This is a genomic window from Spirosoma utsteinense (genome assembly GCF_014282275.1).
In the GTDB taxonomy this organism is placed as follows: domain Bacteria; phylum Bacteroidota; class Bacteroidia; order Cytophagales; family Spirosomataceae; genus Spirosoma; species Spirosoma utsteinense.
In genome coordinates, this window is record NZ_VFIA01000014.1 from 70,556 (window position 1) to 95,620 (window position 25,065).

Below are 25,065 nucleotides of genomic sequence, written 5' to 3' on the forward strand. Positions count from 1 at the left end.
CTGAAAAGAGATAGGGGCACCGTAGATTCGCTTCGCGCAACGCGTCATGATGGATCGAACATACCGCTCAACCTGTTCGCTTCGAACGCACGAGAAATCTGCTGCAAGAATACCGGGCATTTACAAGCAAAATGAACAAATGGGGTGAATCGGTCAAAAAATGGGACGAAAGTCTGAGGACAAAAACGAAATTTCATACAGCAAAAAAGCCCACTCAAGAGCGGGCTTTTTTGATTACCGACTAACCTCGGCGACTAGCTCATGGCTTTTGCCACTTCCAGTTCCTGGGGTTTTTTCGGCGTTACTTTCTTCTTCGTGAACCGGGCTATGAGCCGGTCAACGACCAGGTATGTCGACGGTACTACCAGCAGGGTCAGGACCAGCGACGAGGTCAACCCGCCGATGATCACCCACGCCATGCCGTTCTTGGTTTCGGCACCGGCACCGCTGGCCAGAGCAATGGGAAGCATACCCAGAATCATGGCCAGTGTCGTCATCAGGATAGGACGCAGACGCTCTTTGCCCGCTTCGATCAGGGCTTCGACAACCTCATGCCCCTCCGCTTTCAGCTGGTTGGTAAAGTCGACGATCAGGATGGCGTTCTTGGCCACCAGACCGAGCAGCATGATCATACCCACAATCGAGAACACCGTCAGGCTTTCCATCGTCAATGCCAGGGCCAGCAGCGCACCGACCAGCGCCACCGGAATGGAGAACAGAACGACGAATGGATATACGACACTTTCGTACAGCGCCACCATGATGAAATACACCAGCAGAATGGCGATCATCAACGCCAGTCCCAGGCTACCAAAGGCGTCGGACTGCTGCTGAAGCTGACCCAGATACTGGATGCTTACGCCTTCCGGCAGCTTCTGCTGCGCCATCTTCGTCTGGATATCGGTACCCACCGTTCCCACCGGGCGACCTACGACCTGCGCATTGATGGTGATGGACGACAGCCGGTCGATCCGTTCCAGTACACTCTCCCCTACCTGCTCCTGTACCGTAGCAAACTGGGACAGTTCAAACATTTTTCCCTGGTTGTTCACGAACGACAGGTGGCTTACGTCCTGCGCCTGCGTCCGGTCGAACTGATCCAGACTCACGAGGATATCGTATTCATTCCCGTTTTGCTTGAACTTCGACAGGTCATTTCCCCGGAAGGCGTTCTGAAGGGCAAGCCCCACATCCGACGCGCTGATTCCCAGCTGCGCCATGCGTTCCCGGTTGAGGTTGACGGTTACTTCCGGCTTTGGATCTTTCACCGAATACTTGACGTCCTGCGTACCCGGTACCGACGCGGTCACCTGCCTCACCAGTGCGGCTGCTTTCCGGATGTCGGCGAGTTTTGTACCCTTTACCGCAATCATGATCGGTGCCTGCGAAGCGCCCACGATACCAACCGGGCTAACCGTCACCTTCACCCCCGGAATCTGGCTTACTTCCTGTTTCAGAACCTGACCAAAGGCTTCGGTCGATAATTTACGCTGCTTCTTGTCGATCAGCTTGATGTTGATATCAGCCAGATTACTGTTCGAGGAGGTGGCCAGACCGTTACTGCTGTAGCCGACGTTGGTAAACACGTTCGTTACCTCGGGGTGCTTCATGATGATCTGCTCCGCTCGCTGGGCAATGGTGTTCGTCTGGTAAATGGATGCCGTGGGCGCCAGTTCAACCTGTACGCTCATTTCGCCCTGATCACTCTGCGGCATGAACGCCCCACCAATGAAGCCGGCAGGCACCAACGCAATCGACCCTACCAGCAAGGCAATGACCCCCAAGAATACATAGCGCTTATGCCCCAGTACCCACACCAGAATGGTGCCATAGGCGTTGGTCAGCCGATCCAGGAACCGCTCGAAACCCAGGTTCAGGCCACCCCACAGGGTTTTCGGATTCAGGACTTCGATCTTGCCGAAGCGGGAAGCCAGCAAGGGCGTCAGCGTAAAGGACACCAGCAAACTCATCAGTGTTGAGAATACCACCACCAGCGCAAACTCCCGCAGGATATTTCCGATCAGACCACCCGTCATGGCCAGCGGCACGAATACCACGACGTCGACCAGGGTGATGGCCAGGGCTGTAAACCCGATCTCACTCCGCCCGTCCAGAGCGGCCTGCCGTTTGTCTTTACCCATTTCCAGATGTCGGTTAATATTTTCCAACACCACAATAGAGTCATCGACCAGAATACCGACCACCAGCGAAAGAGCCATCAGCGTCATCAGGTTCAACGAGAAGCCCATGATATACATGAGCGCAAACGTTGGAATCATGGACGATGGAAGCGCCACCAGTACGAACAGCGCCGACCGGAAACTGTGGAGGAACAGCAGCATCACCAGCGACACGATCAGCACGGCCAGACCCATATCTTCAACGACGGCATGGGCCGATGCCAGGGTGTAAATCGACTGGTCGGATGCGATGTTGAACTTCAGCGCGACCTTGCTATACTGCTTTTCGAGCTGGGCGATCTTGATCTGAGCCCCCTGGCTTACCGACACGGCATTGGCATCGGACTGTTTCTGGATCTGAAGGCCAATGGATGGCCGGGCATTGATGTGGTTGATCGCCGTTGGCTTCGTGGTCGCGTCGACCACTTCGGCCACGTCTTTCAGCAGCACCTGACTCCCATCCGTCCGGCGCGCAACGATCAGATCACGCAGGCGGTTGATCGTCTGAACCGACGCATCGAACCGAATCGAATACTGCGACTGACGCGTTTCCAGCTGACCCGCCGGATAGCTGGTATTGGCAGCATTGATGGCCTGCGACACCTGACCAATGGAGATACCGTAACCTCTCAGTTTTTCGGTGTTGACGTTCACTTGAATTTCGCGCTCATTACCGCCAATGATGTTCACCTGACCAACCCCCGACACGTTCGAAAGCTGCGGTTTTATATCATTGTCAATTAGGTCATAGAGTGCCGATGGCGACATTTCGGCCGTAACCCCCATTCGTAGAACCGGAATTTCGTCGGTCGAGAATTTATTGAGGATAGGCCGGTCGGCTTCGTCGGGCAGCAGGTTGATGATCTGCTCGATTTTACGCTGGGCATCCTGCTGGGCCAGTGTGGTATTTACCCCGTTTTTCAACTGGATAATGACACTCGACGCCCCTTCCTGCGAGGTCGACGTCATCCGGTCCAGCCCTTCCAGCGCCGAGAGAGCCTCTTCTATGCGCTTGGTCACGTTCGTTTCGACCTCGTCGGCCGAAGCACCCCGGTAGGTCGTCACCACACTGATGACGTTGGCCTCAAATTTTGGCAGAAGGTTATAGGACAGCTGCTGATAGCTGAGCGCCCCGAACAGGATCAGGACGGTAAAGATGGTTAATATCAGCAACGGCCGTTTGACGGCTATTTCAGATATAGACATAGTTTCTGTTGATTATTTTGTGATTTGTACCGGCTTGCCATCACTCAGGTTCAACTGACCGGTGGTGACCACCTGGTCGCCCGCTTTCAGGCCACCAAGCACTTCGATCGAGTCGCCAAAATCGCGGCCCACCTGAATCGTGCGTCGGGCCGCTACATTGTTGTTCACGACAAATACATATGGATTCTTGATACTTTCGACAAGCGCCGAACGCGGAATCTGGAGCGCTTTCTGCGCTGACTTCTGCGAGAAATCGACGTTGACGAACGTACCCGCCTTCAAGCTGCTGCCATTATCAATGGTGATCTCTACCGGGTAATTGTGCTCTTCGCTGCCATGGGGAGCTATGTAGCTGATACGGCCCCGGAACGTGCGCCCCGGAAACACATCGGCCGACACGTTGACCGGCTGCCCTTCGCGCAACTGATACACGTCGCTTTCGTTGACGGGCACCTGCACTTTCAGCCGGGCCACGTCCAGCACCCGACCCAGCACTTTACCAACGGTGATATACTCGCCGGGTTCGATATCCTTCTGCACGATGCGGCCCCCGATGGGCGCTTTTACATTGGCGTCGGCAATCTGTTTCCTGATCTGCTCCGCCTGATTGACGGCGTTCTCGTAATTGTACTTGGTGTCGTTCACCTGCAATTCTGTCGTGGCGTTACCGGCCAGCAGTGTGTTGTAGCGCGTTACATCTTTCTTCAACCGGTCGATGGAAAGCTGGGTTGCTTCCAGCGACAGTTCCTTAAGCCGATTGTCGAGTTCGACCAGCGTAGCACCCGGCCGGATGGTCGAGCCCAGGTTGAAATTAACCTTCGTGACCTTGCCCGCAGTGGTAGCAATAATTTCGGCCTCTTTAAAGGGAACCAGATTACCCGTTTTGACGAGTTGCTGACTGACGGTTCCTTCTGCCACCGGCACAACGGTTACGGGGATAGCCACATTTGTTTTAACGACGGGCAGTTTCTGCGCATCGATCTTTTCTTTGTTGGCCGCCAGGCGGAAGCCAATCAAACCGGTAATGGCTAGTAAGGCTACGACGACGATTAGCGTTGTCTTTTTCATGATCTATTAGTCGGTTGTATTACTCAGAGTTGGTTGTAAAAAGAAAGCAGTTTACCCTGCGATTGTTCCAGATCCAGACGGGCCTGATACAGGTTTATCAGCGAATTGATGTAGTTGGTTCGGGCTTCGCGGTAGGAGTTGTCGGCGTTGATCACGTCCGACAGCAGCTTGGTCCCCTGTTTGTATTGAAGGGTAGTAATGTTGTAAACCTCCTGCGCCAGCTTCACGTTGCGGTCGTCGTTCTGGACCGTTGTCTGCGCCCGCTGTATCTGCGACTGGGCGTTGTTGAACTGTAGCCGGTAGGCCGACACGTTCAGTTTTTGCTGTTCCTCCTGCGTCAGCAGCGTAAGCCGCTGCTGCCTGATCTGGGCATCCCGTGAGAAACCGTCGAATATGGGGATGCTCAACCGAAGTCCGAAGCTGCCGAAACCGACGAAGTTGGTGAAGATCCGGTCAATCGTCTGGGCACCCAGGTTAACCGTACCGTAATTGGCGGTCAGACTTAGCGTTGGCAGATAACCGGCCTTGATCCGTTGCAGTTGCAGTTCCTGTAAGGCAATATTGGTTTGGGCCTGTTGAAACGAAACCAGACTCCCCGCTTCAAACTGACCCGGCTCCAGGGTAGGCAGCTGCGTCAGCAGGGCTGAATCGGACAGCACCAGATTCTGCTCCTGCGACATCCCCATCTGGTACTTCAACCGGTTCAGCGCCAGGTTAAGGTCGTTCTCGGCCAGCGTCAACTGCGACTGGGTACTATTGTAGCTTACCTCCGTCCGGGTGTAGTCGACGGGCTGGATGACCCCGTTGTCGCGCTGGAGTTTCAGGATGTTGAGTACCTGCTGCGTCCGCTCCAGATTATCGCGTAGCAGACCGATCTGCTGCTGGGACACAAATACCTGGTAGTAGTTACTGGCAATATTATAGATAACATCTTCCTGTGTCTGGCGGGTATTGAGCGCGGCTAACTGCTGATTGGGTTTGTTGGCTTTAATACCGATCAGTAGCGATTTGTCGAAGAGTGTCTGGCTGGCCTGAGCCGTTATGTTGGTCTGGTATTTCTGGCCAATGATGAACACCTGCGGTTCGGGTCCGAACACGCCCGCCGGTATGACACTCTGCTGCAGTTTAATATTGTTAACGCTGGTACCGGTCACGTTTACCTGGGGCAGGTACTGACTCAATGCCAGCCGGGCCTGCTGGTCGGCGTTCTGAAGCTGGTACTGGGCAATTTTGACACTGCCAAAATTTTTCAGACCGTAGTCGATACAGTCCTTCAACCGGAACGTTGCCGGGGCTAGGGCCTGCGCTTGTGACCATCCGCTAAGCGGCAACGCCAGGAAAAAAGCTAAGCCAAGTGCAATTAATCGTTTCATAAATCCAATCGTTGATCCGTCTACTGTAGATATATCAACTAATAAAATAAAAAAATTACTTTTCTAAGAGTATCGCAATCTTGCGGGTTGTCTTCAGGAACGTATCCCGTTCCTCGGCGGTCAGCTGGCTCATCACCTCCTCATCAATTGTTTCCGTGGTTTTAATGGCCTGTTCAATGATCATCTTACCGGCGGGTGTCAACCGGATCAGGTTTTTACGCCGATCTTCGCTATCCGCAACGACCCGTAAGTACCCGTCCCGTTCCAATGTGCGCACAGAGCGCTGTATCCCTGATTTGTCTTTTTGCAGGAAATTGGCAATGTCCTGCTGCGACAGTAGATCATCGCCCGAAAAGTAGACAATGAACAGAACCGGAAACTGCTCGATCTGTAAGGTAAAGCCCAACCGCGCCAGTTCACGATTAGCCTTTCGTGCCATTAAATGGCCAACATGGCTGATCAGGAAGATGGACTGGGTGCCCATCCGCTCGGTAAATCTGGCCTGTATATCCATTTCTTTTAAAACAGTCATGGGGCAAAGGTAAAGTAGGTTGCTATATCAACCAAATTGTCGGGAAAAGGGTTTCTAATTTCAATGTAAATACATTAATCGGTCATTTTTTCTAAGCCATCCTGACGTAAACAGGTAGCACAAAAAAAGCGCAGGCTACTCGCCCGCGCTCAAATTCCTGATTTTCTGTCTGTTTTTGGCCCCGTTACCGGTAGTCCAGCACTTTTTCGAGGGTGATGGGTAAATCACGAATGCGCTTGCCGGTAGCGTGGTAAACAGCATTGGCAATAGCCGAAACAGAGCCAACGACGCCAATCTCGCCGATGCCTTTAACGCCTGCCGGGTTGACGGTCTCATCCTTTTCTTCAATGAAAAAGCCATCGATCTCTTCGATATCGGCATTGACCGGTACGTGGTACTCGGCCAGGTTCGGGTTCATGACCCGACCCGTTCGCGGATCGATCAGGGTGTCTTCGAGCAACGCCATACTCACCCCCCAGATCATCCCGCCCAGTATCTGACTACGGGCTGTTTTTGCGTTCAATATCCGGCCGGCCGCAAACGTGCCGATCATACGGCTAACCCGTATCCGGCCCAGGGCTTCATCGATACGTACCTCGGCAAAAATGGACCCGAACGCATTCAGTGAATAATTATCCTTTTCGTCAGCCGATTTCGACAGCATCTTGGCTTCGAGCGGTTTGGAGCCGTTCCGCTTCAGCAGACTGACGAAGGTTTCACCCTGCCGCGGGTCCGACTTCGTCTGGAGTCGACCGTTCTCAGCTACAATTTCCGCTTCGGCCACATTGAACAGAGGGGACCGCTTGTCTTTATACGCCAGTTGCTTGGCTTGTTTGAGAACGGCCTGAGCCGCCTGTGTCACTGCCGATCCTGTGCTGGCGGTCGTCCGCGAACCGCCCGATGTGGTCGACTCGGGAAATCTCGTATCGCCCGCACTCAGTGTCACATCGTCCGGCGACAACCCCAGCACGTCGGCCGCAACCTGCGTCATGACGGTATACGTGCCGGTACCGATGTCCTGCGTACCCGTTTCTACCTGAACCTTGCCGTCGGGCTTGATGCGCACTAAAGCTGTTGACTCCGCCCGGTTTACGGGGTAAATGCTGGAAGCCATACCCATACCGATGAGTTCGTTTCCTTCCCGCATGCTCCTCGGTTCGGGCGTTCGTTTGGCCCAGCCGAAGCGCTCGGCCCCCTGCTGGTAGCACTCCCGGAGGGATTTACTCGAGAAAGGCAGGTTTTTGTGTGGATCTGTCTCCGCGTAGTTTTTCAGCCGCAAAGCGATGGGGTCCATGTTGATCGCATAAGCCACCTCATCGACCACACTTTCCAGCGCAAACACGCCGGGTGCCTCACCGGGCGCGCGCATGGCCGAAGGCGTACCGATGTTAGCCCGAATAAGGCGGTGCGTGGATTCCATATTGGGGCTGGCATACATCATGCGGGAGATGGTACCGGCGGGTTCGGCGAACTCATCGAAGGCCGATGTCTGGGAAATGGTATCATGACTGAGGGCGGTAAACTCACCGTCTTTTTTAGTGCCGACGACCATTTTCTGGACCGTCGACGACCGCCACCCGACCATCCCGAACATGTGTTCGCGCATAAGCACCAGCTTAACCGGTTTCCCCACCAGTTTGGCCGCCATGGGAGCCAGCATAACATGGGACCAGGTGGCCCCTTTACTACCAAAACCGCCACCCACAAACTGCGCGATCACCCGAACGTTCTCCTTGGGCATACCGAACAGCTCGGAAATCCGTTTCTGCACCCCCGATACGCCCTGCGTTGCATTGTACATCGTTAGTTTCTCCCCCTCCCAATAGGCAATCAGCGCGTGGGGTTCCAGCGCATTATGGGTTTGGGTCGGCGTCGTATACGTTTCAGTAACCTTCGTTGAGGCCCCCGAAAGACCTGCTTTCAGGTTACCCCGTTTCGTATCTACCTGATCGTCGTACCGGGGCAACCGTTCGGGCGTAAAGGTGTTGTTCCTGCCCGCAGGTAAGGGAGGCTTAGGCTTTTGAGACTCATACGTTACCTTGACCCGGGCGGCTCCATCCACGGCATGCTCGAAGGTGTCGGCGATGACCATCGCAATGGGCTGATTATTGTAATGAACCTTGTTATCCTGAAACAGGCTCATCACCCGATCGGTGGCAACTTCAGAGGGTTTGTTTTTATTGATCCCGGCCACTTTAGGGGCATTTCCGTAGGACATGACGGTCAGCACACCCGGCATTTTCAGTGTCTCAGCCGTATCGAACGAACGAATACGACCATTCCCGATGCTGCTCATCACCAGTACCCCATAGACCATATCGGGCCGTTTCATATCGGCCGAGTACCGGGCGCGGCCCGTAACCTTCAGGTCACCGTCGATCCGATCGATCGGGTCGCCAATTAATTTCTTTGCCATGCGTTTTGTCGCGTAAAGGGGGTAAGACCCAGCCTGACAGCATTTGGCTACCTCTTGTTGAAGCGCCATCGATCAGCACTGGTCAGTTAGGAGGTAGCAACGGTTTGTAAGGCGCGCACAATAGCCGATTGGGCCAGCTGAACCTTGAAGGCGTTATGTTCGTGGGGTTTTGCACCGGCAACGAGTTGCTGTGCGGCAGCCCGAAATGTTTCCTCAGTAGCCGCTTTGCCCACCATATTTTTTTCAACCTCAACGATCCGCCAGGGCTTGTGGGCCACTCCACCCAGGGCAATGCGAACATCCTGAATACGCCCGTTTTCGACCGCCAGCCGCGTAGCTACCGACACGACAGCAAAGGCGTAGCTGGCTCTATCGCGTACTTTCAGGTAATATGACTTACCCGGTATAGCTGGTTTAGGGAGGTCGAGGCCGGTTATGAGCTCGTTTGCTTCCAGTACAGTGTCCCGCTCAGGCGTATCACCCGGCAACCGGTGGAAGTCGATAACCGGTATAGCGCGGGTTCCTTTAGGCCCGGTAACCTGCACAATAGCATCTAGAGCACTTAGGGCCACATTCATGTCGCTGGGGTTAGTAGCGATACACTGGGTTTTAGCCGCGCCTTCGCTGGTACCCAGAATGGCATGAATCCGGTTGAACCCACCAATGGCTCCACAACCCGAACCCGGCTCCCGCTTGTTGCAGGGCTGCGTGGCATCGTAAAAATAATAGCACCGGGTACGTTGCATGAGGTTACCGCCCATAGTCGCCATGTTACGCAGCTGGGGCGAGGCCCCGGCCAGCAGGGCTTCGGCCAGCAGCGGAAACTGCCTGGTGATCGCCGGATCGGCGGCCACATCGCTGTTGCGGGCCAGGGCCCCTATCCGGATTCCGGCATCGGTCGTTTCGATACGGTCCAGCGGCAATCGGCTGATGTCGATCAGGCGGTCGGGGCGTTCAATCTCGTACTTCATGAGATCGACCAGGTTGGTACCTCCGGCAATAAACCGGAATTGAGGCTCCATGAGCCGAACAGCGTCAGCGGGTTTGGTAACCGCTACATAATCGAATGATTTCATACCTGCCTCCCTCCTTTCTGCACGGCTTCGATAGCGTCAACAATACCGGAATAAGCGCCACAGCGGCAGATGTTTCCGCTCATCCATTCTTTGATCTGCGCCGTCGACCCGGCATGGCCTTCCCGCAGCACCGCTACGCCGGACATGATCTGACCGGGGGTACAAAATCCGCATTGCAAGCCGTCATGCTCCACAAAAGCAGTTTGTAGCGGGTGTAGCCGGTCGGGTGAGGGGGCTAACCCCTCAATGGTCGTGATGTCCCGGTCCTGTTGCATGACCGCCAGCAGAAGACAGGCGTTGGCCGTGCGCCCATCGATGTGGACGGTACAGGCCCCACACTGGCCGTGGTCGCAGCCTTTTTTACTACCAATCAGGTCCAGTCGTTCGCGTAATACGTCGAGGAGCGTCTCGCGTGGCTCCACCTCAATCCGGTAGGCTTTGCGATTGATGCGGAGTGTAATGGCTCGTTTCATGGGCAAACCGGGGGGAACCGATGAGGCAGGGGCCGTTCCGGCCTGACCGATTAACGGCGGCAGGGCCAGCATACCCACCAGGGCTGACGACTGTTTCAGGAACCAGCGTCTACCTGCTCCATCGATTATATAGTTTTTATGGTTTGTGTACTCCATATTATTCCGGGTCCTTCTCTGGCTATTGTACAGGACTAAACAAAATGAACGTGTGGGCTATCCGCACAAAGCGTCTGGCAGCCCACACGTTCAGCTAATCAATTTACCCAACGGACTGTTAACGAATACTGTTTACGGCATTTTTGGGCATCAAAACAGCGTTCAGCCCGTGAACAATGCCATTCGACTGAATCTTGTCTGAATCCTCGACGGTAGCGCTTTTACCCTGCTCGTCTGTAATAGTTAGCTGCCCTCCCGCCCCCAGCTGGGCCGTTAAGACACCACCCGCAACGGTGGTTAGGGTTGCTTTCCCGTTGCCGGCTTTGATCTGCTGGGTCAACGCCTTCGCATCGAGGGTGCCGGCCACCAGGTGGTAGGACATAAGCTGGGTCAGGGCCTCCCGATTGCGCCCTTCCAGCAACCCAGCCTGCACGGTAGCCGGTAGCTTTTTGAAAGCCGCATTGGTGGGCGCAAACAGGGTATAAGCCGTTCCTGCTTTGAGTTTTTCGTCCAGATCCGTCGACTGCAACGCATTCTGAAGGGTCACGTAGTTGGGCGACGAAGAGATAAAGTCGTGAATGCTGGTTGTACGCTCCGTGCTGCCCGCCACATCGGCCGGGGTTTTTGTCTCAGTCCGGGCACCCGTTACCGCTGCGGCAGTCCCCGTCTTTGTCGCGTCGCTACCCGCGCTGCTGCTACTACTGGTTGTTGCCGACGTTCCCGACGAACCACTCAGGGTAGTGGGCTGGGTTGTCACCGACGGGTTGCTACCGACACCTGTAGCGGCATTGGTGACGTTATTACTGTTGTAATTGGTGGCATTGCTGTTATTGACGGACGTGCCTTGTGCGGCTGAACTCTGCCGGTACTGACCATCCTGCGACGTAGCGCCCGTATTACCGGCATTGGGACGAGCGGTTTTTGACCGGTTCCCCCGGGCAGCCCGTCGCTGAGCGCGCGATGGTTTAACAGTATTGGCAGAATCAACCGTAACGGCTCCTACCGGATAGGTTGTCGAGGTGGCGGCTCCCGTTGGCGTTGTCTGGGCATAACTATCCAGGCCGATCAGGGCAAGTCCAAAAGTTAATAGCGAAAGGGTTTGGTTAATTTTCATAGCTTTTTTCGTTGAGATGCGCACTGTCTTGTTTTAACTGGAATGATCCCGTAAGGTTTTCCGGCCCCCGCGTCATATTAGCGAAGTGCCTCAACCCATTCCTTCCGGTCGCACCGCGTGCAGGACTGGTTCCTGTTCGTTTCTGGTTGTGGATTTCCGCAATGGTAACAAACAAGCTGACCGGGGGCTTTTTCCTGTTCGTTCAGGAAGTCGGCATCCCATTCCGGCAACAGGGAAAGTCCGGGTTTGGGGTCGGGGTCGGTGATCAGAGTAAAGGAACCGTTCGCTTCCATGTACAGGCGCTTCACGTACCCCAAATGAGTCAGGCCATTCGATCGCAGCTGGGCGAAAAGCAGTTGGCGCGTAATACCCGACCCTTTCATCACCGGCAGATGCATCACAGCGTCTTCTACCAGCATAACACTTATATCCTGCGAAATACCCTCAAATGTTTGATTTCTAGACGCCAGATAAGACACCAGCCGCTGGGTACTTACCACGACGATTGCAATCATTACGGCGGGTAACAGCCCCCGGCTGGCATCCAGAATAGGTACCCCGATAGCCGCGGCCATCGACACCATAGCGGCCATTTCGTTCCGGCTTAGCTGGGTAGCCATCCGCCGACCCATCAACCGCATCGAAACCACCAGCAGCAGGTAAACGAAAGCCGCGCGAATAATGATTTCGACGTAAAAACTGGCCGGAACCTCCCCCACGAGAATACGGAGCCAGTCAAATAAATGAATATCTTCCTTTTTCATAACATGTGTTAACAGACGGCTGGCTCCCACTGCCTGTGCGTACAGACGGGGCAATCACCCGGTTCAGGGGATGTAGGCACCGTTTTTCCACAATGGCCACAGGCGAGCGTATGGTCGTCTTTTTTCTGATAGGTAGTCCGGATCGTTTCATCGGCGGGGGGCATTACGGTCAGGCCGGGCTTATCCTGCTTCTCTTCGTAAATACTGAATATGCCGTAAGCCTCCAGATACAGGCGCTTGACCTTCCCCAGATGATACACATTTTCGCTCCGCAAAGCAGCAAAAATCTGCTGCCGGGACAGTCGGTTCCGGGCCATTTCATCCAGTTGGATTATCCCTTCCCTGATCAGGATCGTCTCTGTTCCATGGATCAGCTTTTCTGCTTTTTTACTGACGAAACCCAACAGGTTCGATCCCCGCAGAAAGGCCAGCGCACAGAGCAAACCCAACGTACCCGAGAGTAAACCCCGATCGGGTATTTGCATGGGGGGTGCCATGATAGCCCCCATCGTCAGCATGACCGATAACTCCAGATTTGTAAGCTGGCCGTTCATGCGTTTTCCCAGTAACCGCATCATTATCAGCAGCGTCAGGTAAATGAGCGCGGTACGAACCAGGACTTCAAATAAAAATTCGACGGGCGCATCACCAAACAGAATCCGCTGCCAGTCATCTAGCCGAATCTCATCTTTTTTCATAGGACACTAACTTTTCATGTGCGCGAATTGATTCTCTAACCTGAAAAATCTGGTTACAGTCATATAGTCTATTTGATATGCCCTATAGAATTACCAGACAATCAAGAAAACGGCCTTTCCCTAACAGCCGGGGGTAATTGACGGTTGGTTTAAAGAGACTTCACCAGACGAACGTAATTCGATGAAAAAAATAATCCTGTTTCTTGGCATCTGTTTACTGGCCTCCTGCCGACAAACAACCTCCGAGACCGAAAAGCCTGAAACCACGGTTGCACCGCCAGCTCCCCTGCCTACTGATTTCATCGAAGAACTCTGGTACAAAAACAGTCTGGTTTACAGCGTAGATGTGGAAGTTTTCAAGGACTCCGATAAGGACGGGGTGGGTGACTTCCGGGGTATGTCCCAGCAGCTGGACTACTTAAAAAAACTGGGTGTCGAAACGATCTGGCTGGCTCCCTTTCAGCCTACGCCCAACCTGGACGATGGGTATGACACATCGGATTTTTACGGCATCGACCCCCGCCTGGGCACTCCGCAGGACTTCACCGATTTCATGAATCAGGCCAGCCAGCGCGGCATCCGCGTTATGATGGACCTGGTCACCAACCACACCTCCGACCAGCATCCGTGGTTTCAGCAAGCCCGCAGGCAGAAAGACTCCCCCTATCGCTCGTGGTATGTCTGGTCGAAGGAGCGACCGGAGAAATGGAATACGGGCATGGTGTTTCCCGGCGTACAGAAATCGGTCTGGTCCTACGATTCACTGGCCGGTGAATATTATTACCACCGCTTTTATGAATCACAGCCGGACCTGAATATGCAGAACCCGGCCGTACAGCGCGAAATGCGGAAGGTCATCCGCTACTGGCTCGACAAAGGGGTTGCCGGATTTCGCGTCGATGCCGTTCCGTTCCTGATCGAGGTAGCCACACCCGATTTCGACCCGGATAAACCACAGCATCAGTTCGACATGATCACGCAGCTTCATCAGTACGTTCAGTGGCATAAACGGGATGCTATTCTGTTGGGGGAAGCCAATGTAGACCCCAAAGAACAGGAGCCTTATTTCGGGAAGGAAGGCCAGGGAATGCAGACAATGTTCAACTTCTTCGCCAACCAGCATCTGTTCTATGCGCTGGCTACGACTGAAGTCAGCACCTTGAAAAAGGCTCTGAACGAAACCAAATCGATTCCACCAACGGCCCAATGGGCTACCTTTCTCCGCAATCATGACGAGATCGATCTGGGTCGGTTAAGTGACGAGGAGCGGGGAAAAGTGTATGCTAAATTCGGCCCGGACAGCAGCATGCAGCTTTACGACCGGGGTATCCGCCGACGGTTAGCGCCCATGCTCGGTGATCCCCGGCTGATCAAACTGGCGTACAGCCTGCTGTTCTCGCTGCCCGGTATGCCCGTTATCCGGTACGGGGAAGAGATTGGGATGGGCGACGACCTCAGTCTCGAAGAGCGCCTTTCTGTGAGAACTCCCATGCAGTGGTCGAACAAAATCCATGGCGGCTTTTCTGAAGCAGCCAAAGCCGTTCGGCCGGTTATCAGCGCAGGGCCTTACCGCTACAGCACCGTTAATGTGGCCGCTCAGCAGGCCGATTCGGCCTCATTGCTGAACCACATCACGCGCTTGTCCAGCCTTCGGAAACAGTGTCCTGAAGTTGGTTGGGGTAAGTGGGAAATTATCGACACAAAATCACCGCATGTGCTCGCCATTCGGTACAACTGGCAGGGCCGATCATTGGTCATGATCCACAATTTCAGTCCGCAGCCCCAGCAGAATCAGTTGCACACCGATCCAAAAGCCGGTCTAAAACTCGTTGATCTACTGGCGAAAAGCGAGAAACAGATTGGGGCCGATGGCAATTTTTCGGTCGATCTACCCGCTTACGGGTTCAAGTGGTATCGGGTAAAAAAGTGATAAGCATTGTCATTTTTGAGTCAGGTTTTGATTCTAATATAAAGAGTTAGCTTTGACATGAACTTTCCTCAACCGATAACATAAAAAAGGGCGATGCCTATAAACAACACTTCCGCGTAAACGAAGTGGGCTGAACTCTTCATTCTGGTATGAATACGTACATACCGTCTATTTTTCGCGTTCTAGTCTGTTTGATGAACCTGCTGGCCTCAACAGTCTGCATAAGAGCGCAATCGGTTCATTTCCCTCAGCCCGAACTCATCACTGACCGGCAGGGACTTCCACAGGCCTTTGTACCCGGTATACTTCAGGATAAACAAGGCTTCATCTGGGCAGCTACTCGCGACGGCCTATGTCGGTACGATGGATACCGATTCAAAGTCTTCCAGCCTGACCCCGATGGGCGTCCTTCTCTTTCCTTTGCCGCACTGAACTATATTGAACTGGACCGGCACGGGCGTATCTGGATCGTTTCCGAACGTGGGGAAATTGATGTGTTCGATCCAAGGACCGAAACGTTTACCAACTTTTCCCGACAGAAAGCGTTTCGCCGACTGGTAAAACCAAACACTACCTATGGTTTGTATATCGACCGACAGGACCGCCTGTGGCTGACAGTTATTGGTCATGGCGTCATTTGCTGGGACACCAATAAAAAAAAGGGTAACTGGTTTCGTCATCGACCTCACCAAGTTGCATCCATCAGCACCGATAGCGTGTACAACGTATCGGAAGGAGCCGATGGGAGAATTTGGCTGGCTACGGCAAAGGGACTCGATCAATTTGATGAAGCCACCCGCAGCTTTACGAACTTAGGACACCAGCCAGGCAATCCCCGGTCGCTGCCGGAAGACTTTTTAACCCGAGTATGTCTCCGGCCGACCGGAGAACTCATCCTGTTCTCTCAGCACTACCTAACCCTGTTTCAGCCCAGAACGGGCCAGCTGCGCTCCTATCGGCTGCCGGCCCAGGGTGACGAATGGTTAGGTCATAAAGTAGCTATTGACCGAACGGGTACAGTCTATTTCGACCAGAATAATATTCTGTTTCGGTTTACAGAACAGGGGGGCGTCCAGATCGCTACCCGCTGGAATCAGTCTAACGAAGGTTGCAGTAGTTTGCTCATCGATCGAACCAATGTCTTATGGGTCGGTACCGCTGGGGCTGGTATCCGCACCTACGATCTACAGCCGAACCCCTTTCAGAAGCGCCGGTATCAACGTGGATTTTATCAGGATCTACTCGCCAACGATTCACTATCATTGGATTTGCCGCCGGTTTCACTGGCAGCCCAGGCCACCCTGAGTGGCTTAAGCAGCTACAATTTTCGCTATACCTTCGATGCCACAGGCCGATTCTGGTTTAACGTGGGTACGTTGACTATGTACCGGCTGGACGGTAGTACGAACAAGACGGAGCATTTTCCACTGCCGACAGGAATTGTCAGAAACAGATCTGGTGATGTTCCCTTTCCAATGGCTACTGACCCCAAGGGCCGCATTTGGGCGGTCTACGGCTCAAATGCCTTTTGGTTTGATGAGCAGACGGGCCACTGGAACCGTATCCCGTTCCAGATTCCGTACCAACCCGGAAATGCTGTTATTGAATTAGTGGCCGATAATCAGGCGCTTTGGCTGGCTAGTCAGGCGGGAGGATTATGGCGTATCGATCGTAAAACCGGACAGAGACGGCAGTTTGTCAACCGCCCAAAGGATCATGGCTCGCTGAGCAGCAATATCTTATACTGCCTATCAGCCGACCCAGCCGACTCCAATCGGCTGTGGATTGGTACCTTTGGCAATGGCCTATGTCTGTTCGACAAGCGAACGGGTCGAACCCAGCGGTTTACCCAGGCTACTGGTTTGCCCAATAATGTGGTTTACTCAGCAATACCTGACCAATACGGGTATTTGTGGATAGGCACCAACAAAGGGGTGTGCCGGATGAATCGTCGGACATTTACCACTCAGACTTTCACGCATGATGACGGCATCATGGCAGACGAATTTAACCGGTATCACTACATCAAGTTTCCCAACCGTGGGATCGCTGGTGGGGTAATCCTGATGGGTGGTCTGGAAGGGTTCACCTATTTTTCTCCCCAGCGGATCGTTCAGGATGCATTTGAACCTGTTGTTGAACTGACCGAACTACAAGTCGGCAATCATATCATTCAGCCGGAGATTCCGAATGCTGACGGCACGGACACCACTACGTTTGCTAACCGATCAGTATTGGGCACAATGCCCATTCAGGCCACCAGTCAACTTACCTTACACTACAATCAGAATTATCTGACTGTACGATTTGCTGCTTTGCAATTCAATCGACCGGCCAAAAATCGGTATCGCTACCGATTGGAAGGACTGGAAGAGAGGTGGACAGAAACGGTCCGACCTGAAGCCATTTATACCAACCTGCCACCGGGCGATTATGCGCTGGTAGTGAATGCGTCTAACACATCGGGTCGATGGAGTCGTCATGTGCGCAAACTGGATCTAACCATCCAGCCACCTTTCTGGGCTACCTGGTGGGCTATCATTCTGTATAGCTTAATGGGTTTGGGCATCGGCTGGGGTTTGCTTCAGATTTATCTAAATCGGATCCGGCTAAACCAGACGATTCGGCTCCGCCAGCAGGAAGCCGACCAGCTCCGGGCGGTCGATGCAATTAAAACGAACTTCTTTACCAATATCACTCACGAGTTTCGTACACCCCTAACGCTGATTCTGGCCCCTACCGAACAGATGGCGAATGAGAATCCAGACCCTAAAAACCATAGACGTCTGCAAACGATTGAACAAAATGCCCATCAGTTGCTGGGCTTGATCAATCAGCTGCTGGATTTATCCAAACTGGAAGCCAGCGTCATGCCCATTCACGAGTCCAGAGGGAATCTTGCCGAATTTATCAGTCACTGGCTGAAGCCTTTAACTGACCAGGCAGTAACTCAAGGAATTCGTCTGCTGTTTAAGTCCGAGATAACAGGTGACTATTGGTTCGATGCCGAAAAGCTGGAACGTATTGTCTATAATCTGACGGCCAACGCACTGAAATTTACGAAAGATGGCACGATTACCGTTTCGTTGACGGATGCTTCGGGACGTATACGGCTTACCGTTGCCGACACAGACGTTGGCATTTCGGGTCAACACCTTCCCCATATTTTCGACCGTTTCTATCAAGTTAGTGATACAAATGCGACACAGGGTACGGGTATAGGGTTGGCTTTGGTTCAGGAACTGGTTCAACTACAGGGTGGACAAATTTCCGTTGAGAGCCATCCAGACCAGGGCACTACGTTCGTGGTTGAGTTGCCTTACCGACAGGCTGAAACGTCGGAAGCGTCACTGAACGGAATTGTCCCCTGGAACCGGGAAGCCGGCGCAGATGCCTGGACAGCTACCGATGAGTCCGATGAACCCCGGTTGCTGGTTGTAGAAGATAATGATGAGCTGGCCCATTTTATTGCCGAAAGTCTGCCCCAGAACTATCGCATTTGGCGGGCCGTCAACGGACGAGATGGGCTGGAACAGGCGCTGGAACACGTACCTGATCTGATCATCTCGGACGTGATGATGCCCCTAATGGACGGCTTTACGCTCTGCAGTCAGTTAAAAACAGACCTGCGCACGAGTCATATTCCCGTCATTCTGCTGACGGCTAAATCGTCGGTCGATAATCGGCTGGTGGGGCTCTCGTTGGGAGCGGATGATTACCTGACCAAGCCTTTCCATGTGACCGAGCTGCAGCTGCGAATTCGCAACCAGTTGGAGCACAAACAACGGTTGCGGGACAAGCTGCGGACCGAGTTGACCCAGTTTGCCCAAACGGTTGCTGACACAGCCGCCCCGATCACGACCGATCCGTTTATGAAGCAGTTATACACTGTATTGGACGATCATCTGGACAATTCTGAATTTGTGGTGGATGATTTGCTGAAGCCGCTCGGCATGAGCCGTACGGTACTTTACCGAAAGATCAAGGCTCTGACGGGCATGGCTCCGGCGGATGTGGTTCGGCTCTACCGCCTTAAGCAGGCGGCCCGCTTCCTGCGCCAGGGATTGAGCGTCGCCGAAACGGCTTACCGGATTGGCTATCAAACGCCCGCCCATTTTACCAAGGTCTTTCGCGAACAGTATCAGATGACCCCCACCCAATTTATCCGCCAGGCGGGTACTCCCTGACGTTGGCTTGCTGTGCTGCCTGATTCTTGCCACCCGATCCAGTTGGATCGGGTGTTTTTGTTGACAAAAAGGCCCCATTGGTCAAATTACGATAGTATTTGACCAAACTACGACAGTCTGTCCAGCCCGAAATCCTCACTTTTGTCGAGCTGATTTTTGCTTGTTATATCCCTCTAGGGTACCGGCAAGCGTAGTGCTCTTGACGTAGCGATCAGGTAGTCGATGAGTGGGGTAATCATTCCTTACCCACCTGTCAACATGGAAATCAAGTTTAACCACCTCTTTTAAAATGACCATGAAAACACAAAAAACACCCAACAATCTAAGTCGAAGGACCTGGCTACGGGATGCTGCCATTGCGGCTACCGGTGCCGTTGTAGTACCCTCGTTACTTACCAGTTGTAGTGATCATCGGGTGGAGCCAGGAATAGGTGATCCGGGAAACGACCCATACACAGAGTTTGAGCTTTTTAGCGCGGCAGAAAACTTAAAGAATTTAAGGGATTTCAATAAGGATTTATATCTCTTCATGATTGGATTTGAAGCAGAAGCATGGGCAGATTTACAATCAGGAACAGTGGCTCCCGAGAGCTGGAAAGATTTCATCATCGACATCTTTGTTGACATAGCCGTCGGGATTCTAGACGCAGCCGCAGTGGCAACGGCAGTCGAACTTCCTTTTGCTGGGGCGGCTATAGCAATTGCGGGTGAATCCATTAAGAAATGGACATCTGGGGATAGACCAACCGGTCTAGCTGGTGCAGTTGCAGATTTTGCGACTGGAGTCAACCAAATGCAACTGGCAATTTACGACACGCTGAATACCCTGATTGCGGTAAAGGACAATTACGCAAATTTGCGGAATGCGTTTGCGAAGGGACCTATTGCTGATCCTAATGATCCTACTAAAAAATACACTCTCAGGAATTTGGCCGAGGCACAAATTCCAAATAAAGATCTTGATGGTGGCAATTATACTACGCAATTTAACGCTGCCTATAAAAGATTCAGACAATATTATTGGAATGTAATGCTGGTGAAAACTGCCGAGATGAATTATAAAAATTTTGAGTTATACGATACCATATCGCCTGCTCGACATGCAAGAGATACACATTACCCAGCTAATCCAGCCACTTATATGCGGGGCACATATTATGCCAATGATATATTTTATAACCGGTCCTATTATTTAACTGTCGATGGCCGCGAACTATCACCTGCGCTTGGCCGAAAATTGTTCATAGACGACACTCCGGGTAACATTATAAACAAGGACGCGTTGTTTCCTCGCGATTACGTATTTAAGCAATTTCGCACAGAACGATATGATTTTGGAGGTTATTACGATGTAAGGCGAGATCTTAATTTGTATGGTTATCCCGATTATTCTAAAAATTATGATCCTTCAACAGAAGACTATGTGTTTACAGGAGGAGCTTTCCCCCAGTTAATTAAAAAATAGCCCCAAATTAAGGTGCCGAAGCGCAGGTACGGGCGTAGTGAAGCTACCGGGTCTACGGCCTGGCATTGTATGACTCAAAGGCAAGTAGAGCAGGGTAGATCGACTAAAAGCAACTCATAGTCAGTCCCTTAACTTAATCAGGTTGCCCTTAGAAGAATTCCTCTCAGCTCACTCGTTGAAGCGGATGAGGAGCGGTTTTAGTGTATTCTTTACTAAGTTAATAGGGTCTGGTTTTCCAGTAGTTTCATCGCATTCAACCACTAACTTTCCTTTTACTACCAATCATGTTAAATAATTCATTCATCTCAAAAGTCGCGGTGCGTCTGAGTTTTATTATACTTAGTTGCGTACTCCTGGTGAACTGTTCTTCTCTGCTCAAAGACCATCTTAACCCGCAGCCCAATAGCCAAAGCCAGGTACAGAAAGCGGTTGATAGTGTTCGCGTCGCTCTTCAAGATTCGTTGGGCAATTCAGTTCCGTCGCTGAATTTGTATATCCAGACGCCTACCGAAAAAATCTTTGTCTCTTCAGTGTCGGCAGGCAGTGCGCCCCTGACCGAAACGACCACCTTTCGTTTCGCCAGTAACACCAAAATCTTTACGTCTACTGCTATTCTAAAAATGCATCAGGATAAATGGTTAGACTTTAAAGCGAAAATCTCGGACAATATTCCAGGAACAAACATACCCTACGTACCCAATACACCCGAGTGGAATTTCCCCTATAAAAATCAGATTACCATTGAACAATTGCTGCAACACAGCGCGGGGGTTTATGATGTCGATAATGACTCCGTCCCAGGATATCATGGATTATCCTACACGGCGTTTATTCAAAATGCCGAACCGAATCATCAGTTCTTAACCGAGAACATGGTGCTTCAACTTGCCAAGCACCAGTTAACGTATTTTGCTCCGACCAAGGGTTATCATTACAGCAATACAGGCTATTCTATACTCGGGTATATTATTGCTCATGTCTATTCGCTAAAACGGGGCCACGATATGACGTATAATGATTACGTGCAGGACTACATGGTAGGCCCGAACACGAAGGTTCCGCTGGCTCTTCATTTTCCGGTCTGGGCCAATGACCAGGTCATGCCGAGTCCCTACGCAACGGGTACGGAGCGGCTTCCCGGAAAGACAATTGTATTCGGTGACTACAACATGAGTGCGCAGGTAGCAGAGGGCAATGGCTACGGCACTCCGGTCTCGCTCAATACGTTCGTGCGGACCCTGATGAAAGGCGAAAACGTATTGACACCCGAAACGATACATCTCATGCAAACCGATGTCTCCGCAATAAATCCGAATTATGCGCTGGCGTGCTTCTACACCAAGAATATGGGTTTTGGTCACAATGGAGAGCGCTGCGGGACGCTGTCGCTTGCCATGTATGACCCTGCCACTGACGTGTCGGTCGTGGCGTACATAAATCTGGTTGATAAAGTCAAGGGTGAAGACTCTTTTTTAGCGTGTTTCAAAGCTATATACAGCGCGGCCTGGGGAGGTCGCGCAGCCCTGGGCTATCCGAGCGGGCCATTGTAACTACAGCTTAATAGGGCTACTATCCTGACACGGAAACAAACTCATAACGGGCTGGCTGGTTGGGCTACCGGGACTATTTGTTATCGTGTTCGGACCATTCCTTATCGTTTCCGGGTTGGCTTTTGGAGATAAGAACATCGAGGTGATTTTGACCCAAAAGCAGGCAGGTGTTTAACCGACTCGACTACTTTCTGAAGCAGCCTAAAACTAATTTTCAGCCTTTCTCTTAACTCACGTTACCATGAAACGCATGCCCATGTTTGCCCTGGTTGCCCTCTTTATCGTGGGCAGTTCAACGCTCCAGTCCTGTTTTAAGGATCATATACAACCTGTTCCTGTCCGTGCCCAACTTCAACAGCTGACCGATAGTCTTTATCAGCACTTTAACGGCAAATGGGAAATGGGAAAAAACAAAGGCGGTTTTTTTCTACAGGTCAATAATTCGTCCGGATCGGCTCTGGTTTCCAGCAATATTGAGCCGGGTGTTCAGGGAAATACACATTACCGAATCGCCAGCCTATTCAAAATCTTTACGGCGGCAGCCATTCTGCTCCTGCAGCAGGAGGGTAAGCTGACAATTACCGACTTTATCCCGGCTTACCTGCCTAATACGCCAGCCTACGACATACCGCATAAGAATCAGATCACCATTAAGCAACTGCTCCAGCACCGGGCGGGGGTATTCGATATAACCAATCAGGACATCCCCAATACGGTCAATCAACCCTACGCAGGCAAACGGTACGTTGAGTATATTCGGGAAGACCTCAACCAGGATACCCATACCTTCACGTTCGACGAACTCGTCGGGGTTGTTGCTCAGAACAAGATATCCAACTTTGCGCCGGGCACTACGTTCCAATACTCAAATACAGGCTACAATCTGCTGGGCAAAATTATTGAAAAGGCCTCGGGTGTGTCGTACTCTGATTTTATTCGGACCCGATTTCTGGAACCCCTGCAGTTGACCAATACCTATAATGTGTGGCAGGGAACCGAAACACGGATGAGAGATCCATTTGTCAACTCTTACCTCCTTGTACCCGGCCAAAGTCCGATCAGTACGCCGGAAGATAACATGTCCGCAAATGTTACAGAGGGCGATATTGTGTCATCTCCCGATGATATCACCAGATGGATCGAATTATTGCTAACGGGCAAAGCGGGTTTAACGACCCAGAGCATAGCCATGATGGAACAAATGGAAATAGCCGACGTATCACATGGGGTGTACGGCCTGGGACTTACCTTCAACGACGGACTGGGCTTTGGCCATGACGGTGCCCACCTGAGTTACATATCGACGCTGCGGTACAACCCGGCTACGAAGACAACGGTGCTGATGGTCGCTAATTTTATCAAAACCAACACCACACCGGAGGCAAATTACAACGATTTTCTGGAACTGGCTCTGGGCGTACGGAATACGGCCTTACGAGCCGCTCAGGTTGCGAACAAATAGTAACTGACACCACCAGGCTCCTGCCAACCATTCTTTAAATAGCTTGAAAAGATGATGATACCCCTCTTCTTTACCCGTCTGTATAAGCGCTTGAGCCTGCCACTTACGCCGATCAGCATTGCCCGCTTTTTCCTGATTGGCGGGCTGACCGGATTGCTGTTCGGCTGTAGTTTAGTTAACGTAGAGGATCACCGTTCCCCGTTGAACAGCCAGGTTCAGGAAGCCGTCGACAACGCACGAGCCACACTGGAAAAGGATTTGGGTAATGCCGTACCGTCGCTCAATGTGCTGATTCAGACGCCCACCCAAACCTATTTCGCGTCGTCTATTGCGCCGGGTCAGCAACCCCTCACGCCTGGCACTAATTTTCGCTTCGCCAGCGCCACCAAGAACTTCACTGCCGCAGCCGTAATGAAGATGTATCAGGACGGCTGGCTCAACTACAAGGCGCTCATCACCGATCTGATTCCCGGTACCAATCAGCCCTACGTACCTGCTACGCCCGACTGGAACATTCCCAACAAGCGTACGATCACTATCGAGCAACTGCTCAACCACAGTGCCGGGGTATATGATGTGGACAATGACTCCGTTCCAGGTCTAAATAAGGAGAGTTACGTCAACTACGTGCTCTCCCGGGATTCAACCCATCAGTTCACCGCCGAGGAGATGCTCAAACCGATCATCAGGTACCAACTCAACTACTTTGACCCTACCAAAGGCTATCATTATAGCAACACGGGCTACTTTATCCTGAGTCGGATTATCGAACGGGTGTACTCGCTCAAGGCCGGCCAGGCTAAAACCTGCACTGATTATATGTACGATCATATTACGGGACCAGCCAGCCGGGTGCCGTTACCGATTTGGTTTCCCTACCGGGCCAACGACGTTCAAATGCCCCAGCCCAGCGTAGCCAGTCTGATCCGACGAGCGTCGGGCCGACAGGATGGCTTCGGTCCGGTCAATATGAGTGGCCACGTGGGGGAGGGTAATGGGTACGGCACGATGGCGAGCCTGAACACCTACATACGATCGCTAATGAAGGGCGAGAACGTTCTGCTGCCCCAGACGGTCAAACTGTTGCAAACGGACGTATCGGCGGCCAATCCCACGTATGGGTTGGGAACTTCCTATCGCCAAAACCTGGGGTATGGCCATAACGGGGCCATTGCGGGCTATCTGATGACGATGACATACGACCCGGCCACAGACGTGTCGGTAATAGCGATGCTACCGATGTGGGATCTTACCCAGGGGCCGAATGGTGACACTACGTTTGGAAAATGCTTCAACTCGATGTATGACGCAGCCTATGCAGCCCGAGCGGCTTTAGGCTTCCCGGGTAAGCCCTGAAAAAAGGAACGGACCCATCCGTTTTGAGCTACTCACAGGCCAGACTTTGGCGTTCACCC

General features: G+C 52.4%; 16 protein-coding genes. 6 read left to right on the top strand and 10 right to left on the bottom strand.

The features are described from left to right. Positions 1 to 254: 254 nt before the first annotated feature. The 10 genes from FH603_RS13075 to FH603_RS13120 form a co-directional block, all read right to left on the bottom strand. Positions 255 to 3,386 (bottom strand): efflux RND transporter permease subunit, encoded by a 3,132-nt coding sequence (locus FH603_RS13075; protein WP_186737968.1) that lies wholly within the window; start codon positions 3,384 to 3,386, stop codon positions 255 to 257. Positions 3,387 to 3,398: 12 nt separating this feature from the next. Further along, the gene (locus FH603_RS13080) at positions 3,399 to 4,454 is read right to left on the bottom strand and encodes an efflux RND transporter periplasmic adaptor subunit (protein WP_186737969.1); all 1,056 of its coding nucleotides are present in this window, start codon (positions 4,452 to 4,454) and stop codon (positions 3,399 to 3,401) included. A 23-nt stretch (positions 4,455 to 4,477) separates the two neighbouring features. Then, complete coding sequence (locus FH603_RS13085; protein WP_186737970.1) at positions 4,478 to 5,827, bottom strand: TolC family protein; 1,350 nt, start codon at positions 5,825 to 5,827, stop codon at positions 4,478 to 4,480. 55 nt (positions 5,828 to 5,882) lie between these two features. Further along, positions 5,883 to 6,359 (bottom strand): MarR family winged helix-turn-helix transcriptional regulator, encoded by a 477-nt coding sequence (locus FH603_RS13090; RefSeq protein WP_235985525.1) that lies wholly within the window; start codon positions 6,357 to 6,359, stop codon positions 5,883 to 5,885. A 184-nt stretch (positions 6,360 to 6,543) separates the two neighbouring features. Next, on the bottom strand, positions 6,544 to 8,775 hold the full coding sequence (locus FH603_RS13095; protein ID WP_186737971.1) for a xanthine dehydrogenase family protein molybdopterin-binding subunit: 2,232 nt from the start codon (positions 8,773 to 8,775) through the stop codon (positions 6,544 to 6,546). Positions 8,776 to 8,861: 86 nt separating this feature from the next. Further along, a complete protein-coding gene (locus tag FH603_RS13100) occupies positions 8,862 to 9,851 on the bottom strand; it encodes an FAD binding domain-containing protein (protein ID WP_186737972.1) in 990 nt (329 codons plus the stop codon). Beyond that, entirely contained in the window at positions 9,848 to 10,480 is a 633-nt protein-coding gene (locus FH603_RS13105; protein WP_186737973.1) for a (2Fe-2S)-binding protein, read from the bottom strand. The genes FH603_RS13100 and FH603_RS13105 overlap by 4 nt, the downstream gene beginning before the upstream one ends. A gap of 118 nt (positions 10,481 to 10,598) precedes the next feature. After that, positions 10,599 to 11,594, bottom strand: a complete 996-nt coding sequence (locus FH603_RS13110; RefSeq protein WP_186737974.1) for a fasciclin domain-containing protein — start codon at positions 11,592 to 11,594, stop codon at positions 10,599 to 10,601. 77 nt (positions 11,595 to 11,671) lie between these two features. Then, positions 11,672 to 12,358 carry a DUF421 domain-containing protein gene (locus FH603_RS13115; RefSeq protein WP_186737975.1) on the bottom strand — a complete coding sequence of 229 codons (687 nt, stop codon included), beginning with the start codon at positions 12,356 to 12,358 and terminating at the stop codon, positions 11,672 to 11,674. 8 nt (positions 12,359 to 12,366) lie between these two features. After that, positions 12,367 to 13,056 (bottom strand): DUF421 domain-containing protein, encoded by a 690-nt coding sequence (locus tag FH603_RS13120; RefSeq protein WP_186737976.1) that lies wholly within the window; start codon positions 13,054 to 13,056, stop codon positions 12,367 to 12,369. Between the two features lie 181 nt (positions 13,057 to 13,237). On the opposite strand from FH603_RS13120, the gene FH603_RS13125 reads away from it, so the two are divergent. The 6 genes from FH603_RS13125 (at position 13,238) to FH603_RS13150 (ending at position 25,006) form a co-directional block, all read left to right on the top strand. Beyond that, on the top strand, positions 13,238 to 14,986 hold the full coding sequence (locus FH603_RS13125; protein ID WP_186737977.1) for an alpha-amylase family protein: 1,749 nt from the start codon (positions 13,238 to 13,240) through the stop codon (positions 14,984 to 14,986). Positions 14,987 to 15,135: 149 nt separating this feature from the next. Next, on the top strand, positions 15,136 to 19,173 hold the full coding sequence (locus FH603_RS13130) for a hybrid sensor histidine kinase/response regulator transcription factor (RefSeq protein WP_186737978.1): 4,038 nt from the start codon (positions 15,136 to 15,138) through the stop codon (positions 19,171 to 19,173). 295 nt (positions 19,174 to 19,468) lie between these two features. After that, positions 19,469 to 20,638: a hypothetical protein gene (locus FH603_RS13135; RefSeq protein ID WP_186737979.1), complete on the top strand. Its 1,170-nt coding sequence runs from the start codon at positions 19,469 to 19,471 to the stop codon at positions 20,636 to 20,638. Positions 20,639 to 20,994: 356 nt separating this feature from the next. Next, positions 20,995 to 22,188: a serine hydrolase domain-containing protein gene (locus FH603_RS13140; RefSeq protein WP_317171287.1), complete on the top strand. Its 1,194-nt coding sequence runs from the start codon at positions 20,995 to 20,997 to the stop codon at positions 22,186 to 22,188. Positions 22,189 to 22,429: 241 nt separating this feature from the next. Then, positions 22,430 to 23,650 carry a serine hydrolase domain-containing protein gene (locus FH603_RS13145; protein WP_186737981.1) on the top strand — a complete coding sequence of 407 codons (1,221 nt, stop codon included), beginning with the start codon at positions 22,430 to 22,432 and terminating at the stop codon, positions 23,648 to 23,650. Positions 23,651 to 23,701: 51 nt separating this feature from the next. Continuing rightward, entirely contained in the window at positions 23,702 to 25,006 is a 1,305-nt protein-coding gene (locus tag FH603_RS13150) for a serine hydrolase domain-containing protein (RefSeq protein WP_186737982.1), read from the top strand. Positions 25,007 to 25,065 lie beyond the last annotated feature (59 nt).

What these genes read in the sequence shown, in the direction of transcription:
- FH603_RS13105 (WP_186737973.1), bottom strand. Translation starts at nt 10,480, where the DNA reads ATGGAGTACACAAACCATAAAAACTATATAATCGATGGAGCAGGTAGA.
- FH603_RS13125 (WP_186737977.1), top strand. Translation starts at nt 13,238, where the DNA reads ATGAAAAAAATAATCCTGTTTCTTGGCATCTGTTTACTGGCCTCCTGC.
- FH603_RS13135 (WP_186737979.1), top strand. Translation starts at nt 19,469, where the DNA reads ATGAAAACACAAAAAACACCCAACAATCTAAGTCGAAGGACCTGGCTA.
- FH603_RS13085 (WP_186737970.1), bottom strand. Translation starts at nt 5,827, where the DNA reads ATGAAACGATTAATTGCACTTGGCTTAGCTTTTTTCCTGGCGTTGCCG.
- FH603_RS13095 (WP_186737971.1), bottom strand. Translation starts at nt 8,775, where the DNA reads ATGGCAAAGAAATTAATTGGCGACCCGATCGATCGGATCGACGGTGAC.
- FH603_RS13145 (WP_186737981.1), top strand. Translation starts at nt 22,430, where the DNA reads ATGAAACGCATGCCCATGTTTGCCCTGGTTGCCCTCTTTATCGTGGGC.
- FH603_RS13090 (WP_235985525.1), bottom strand. Translation starts at nt 6,359, where the DNA reads ATGACTGTTTTAAAAGAAATGGATATACAGGCCAGATTTACCGAGCGG.
- FH603_RS13130 (WP_186737978.1), top strand. Translation starts at nt 15,136, where the DNA reads ATGAATACGTACATACCGTCTATTTTTCGCGTTCTAGTCTGTTTGATG.
- FH603_RS13120 (WP_186737976.1), bottom strand. Translation starts at nt 13,056, where the DNA reads ATGAAAAAAGATGAGATTCGGCTAGATGACTGGCAGCGGATTCTGTTT.
- FH603_RS13075 (WP_186737968.1), bottom strand. Translation starts at nt 3,386, where the DNA reads ATGTCTATATCTGAAATAGCCGTCAAACGGCCGTTGCTGATATTAACC.
- FH603_RS13080 (WP_186737969.1), bottom strand. Translation starts at nt 4,454, where the DNA reads ATGAAAAAGACAACGCTAATCGTCGTCGTAGCCTTACTAGCCATTACC.
- FH603_RS13110 (WP_186737974.1), bottom strand. Translation starts at nt 11,594, where the DNA reads ATGAAAATTAACCAAACCCTTTCGCTATTAACTTTTGGACTTGCCCTG.
- FH603_RS13115 (WP_186737975.1), bottom strand. Translation starts at nt 12,358, where the DNA reads ATGAAAAAGGAAGATATTCATTTATTTGACTGGCTCCGTATTCTCGTG.
- FH603_RS13150 (WP_186737982.1), top strand. Translation starts at nt 23,702, where the DNA reads ATGATGATACCCCTCTTCTTTACCCGTCTGTATAAGCGCTTGAGCCTG.
- FH603_RS13100 (WP_186737972.1), bottom strand. Translation starts at nt 9,851, where the DNA reads ATGAAATCATTCGATTATGTAGCGGTTACCAAACCCGCTGACGCTGTT.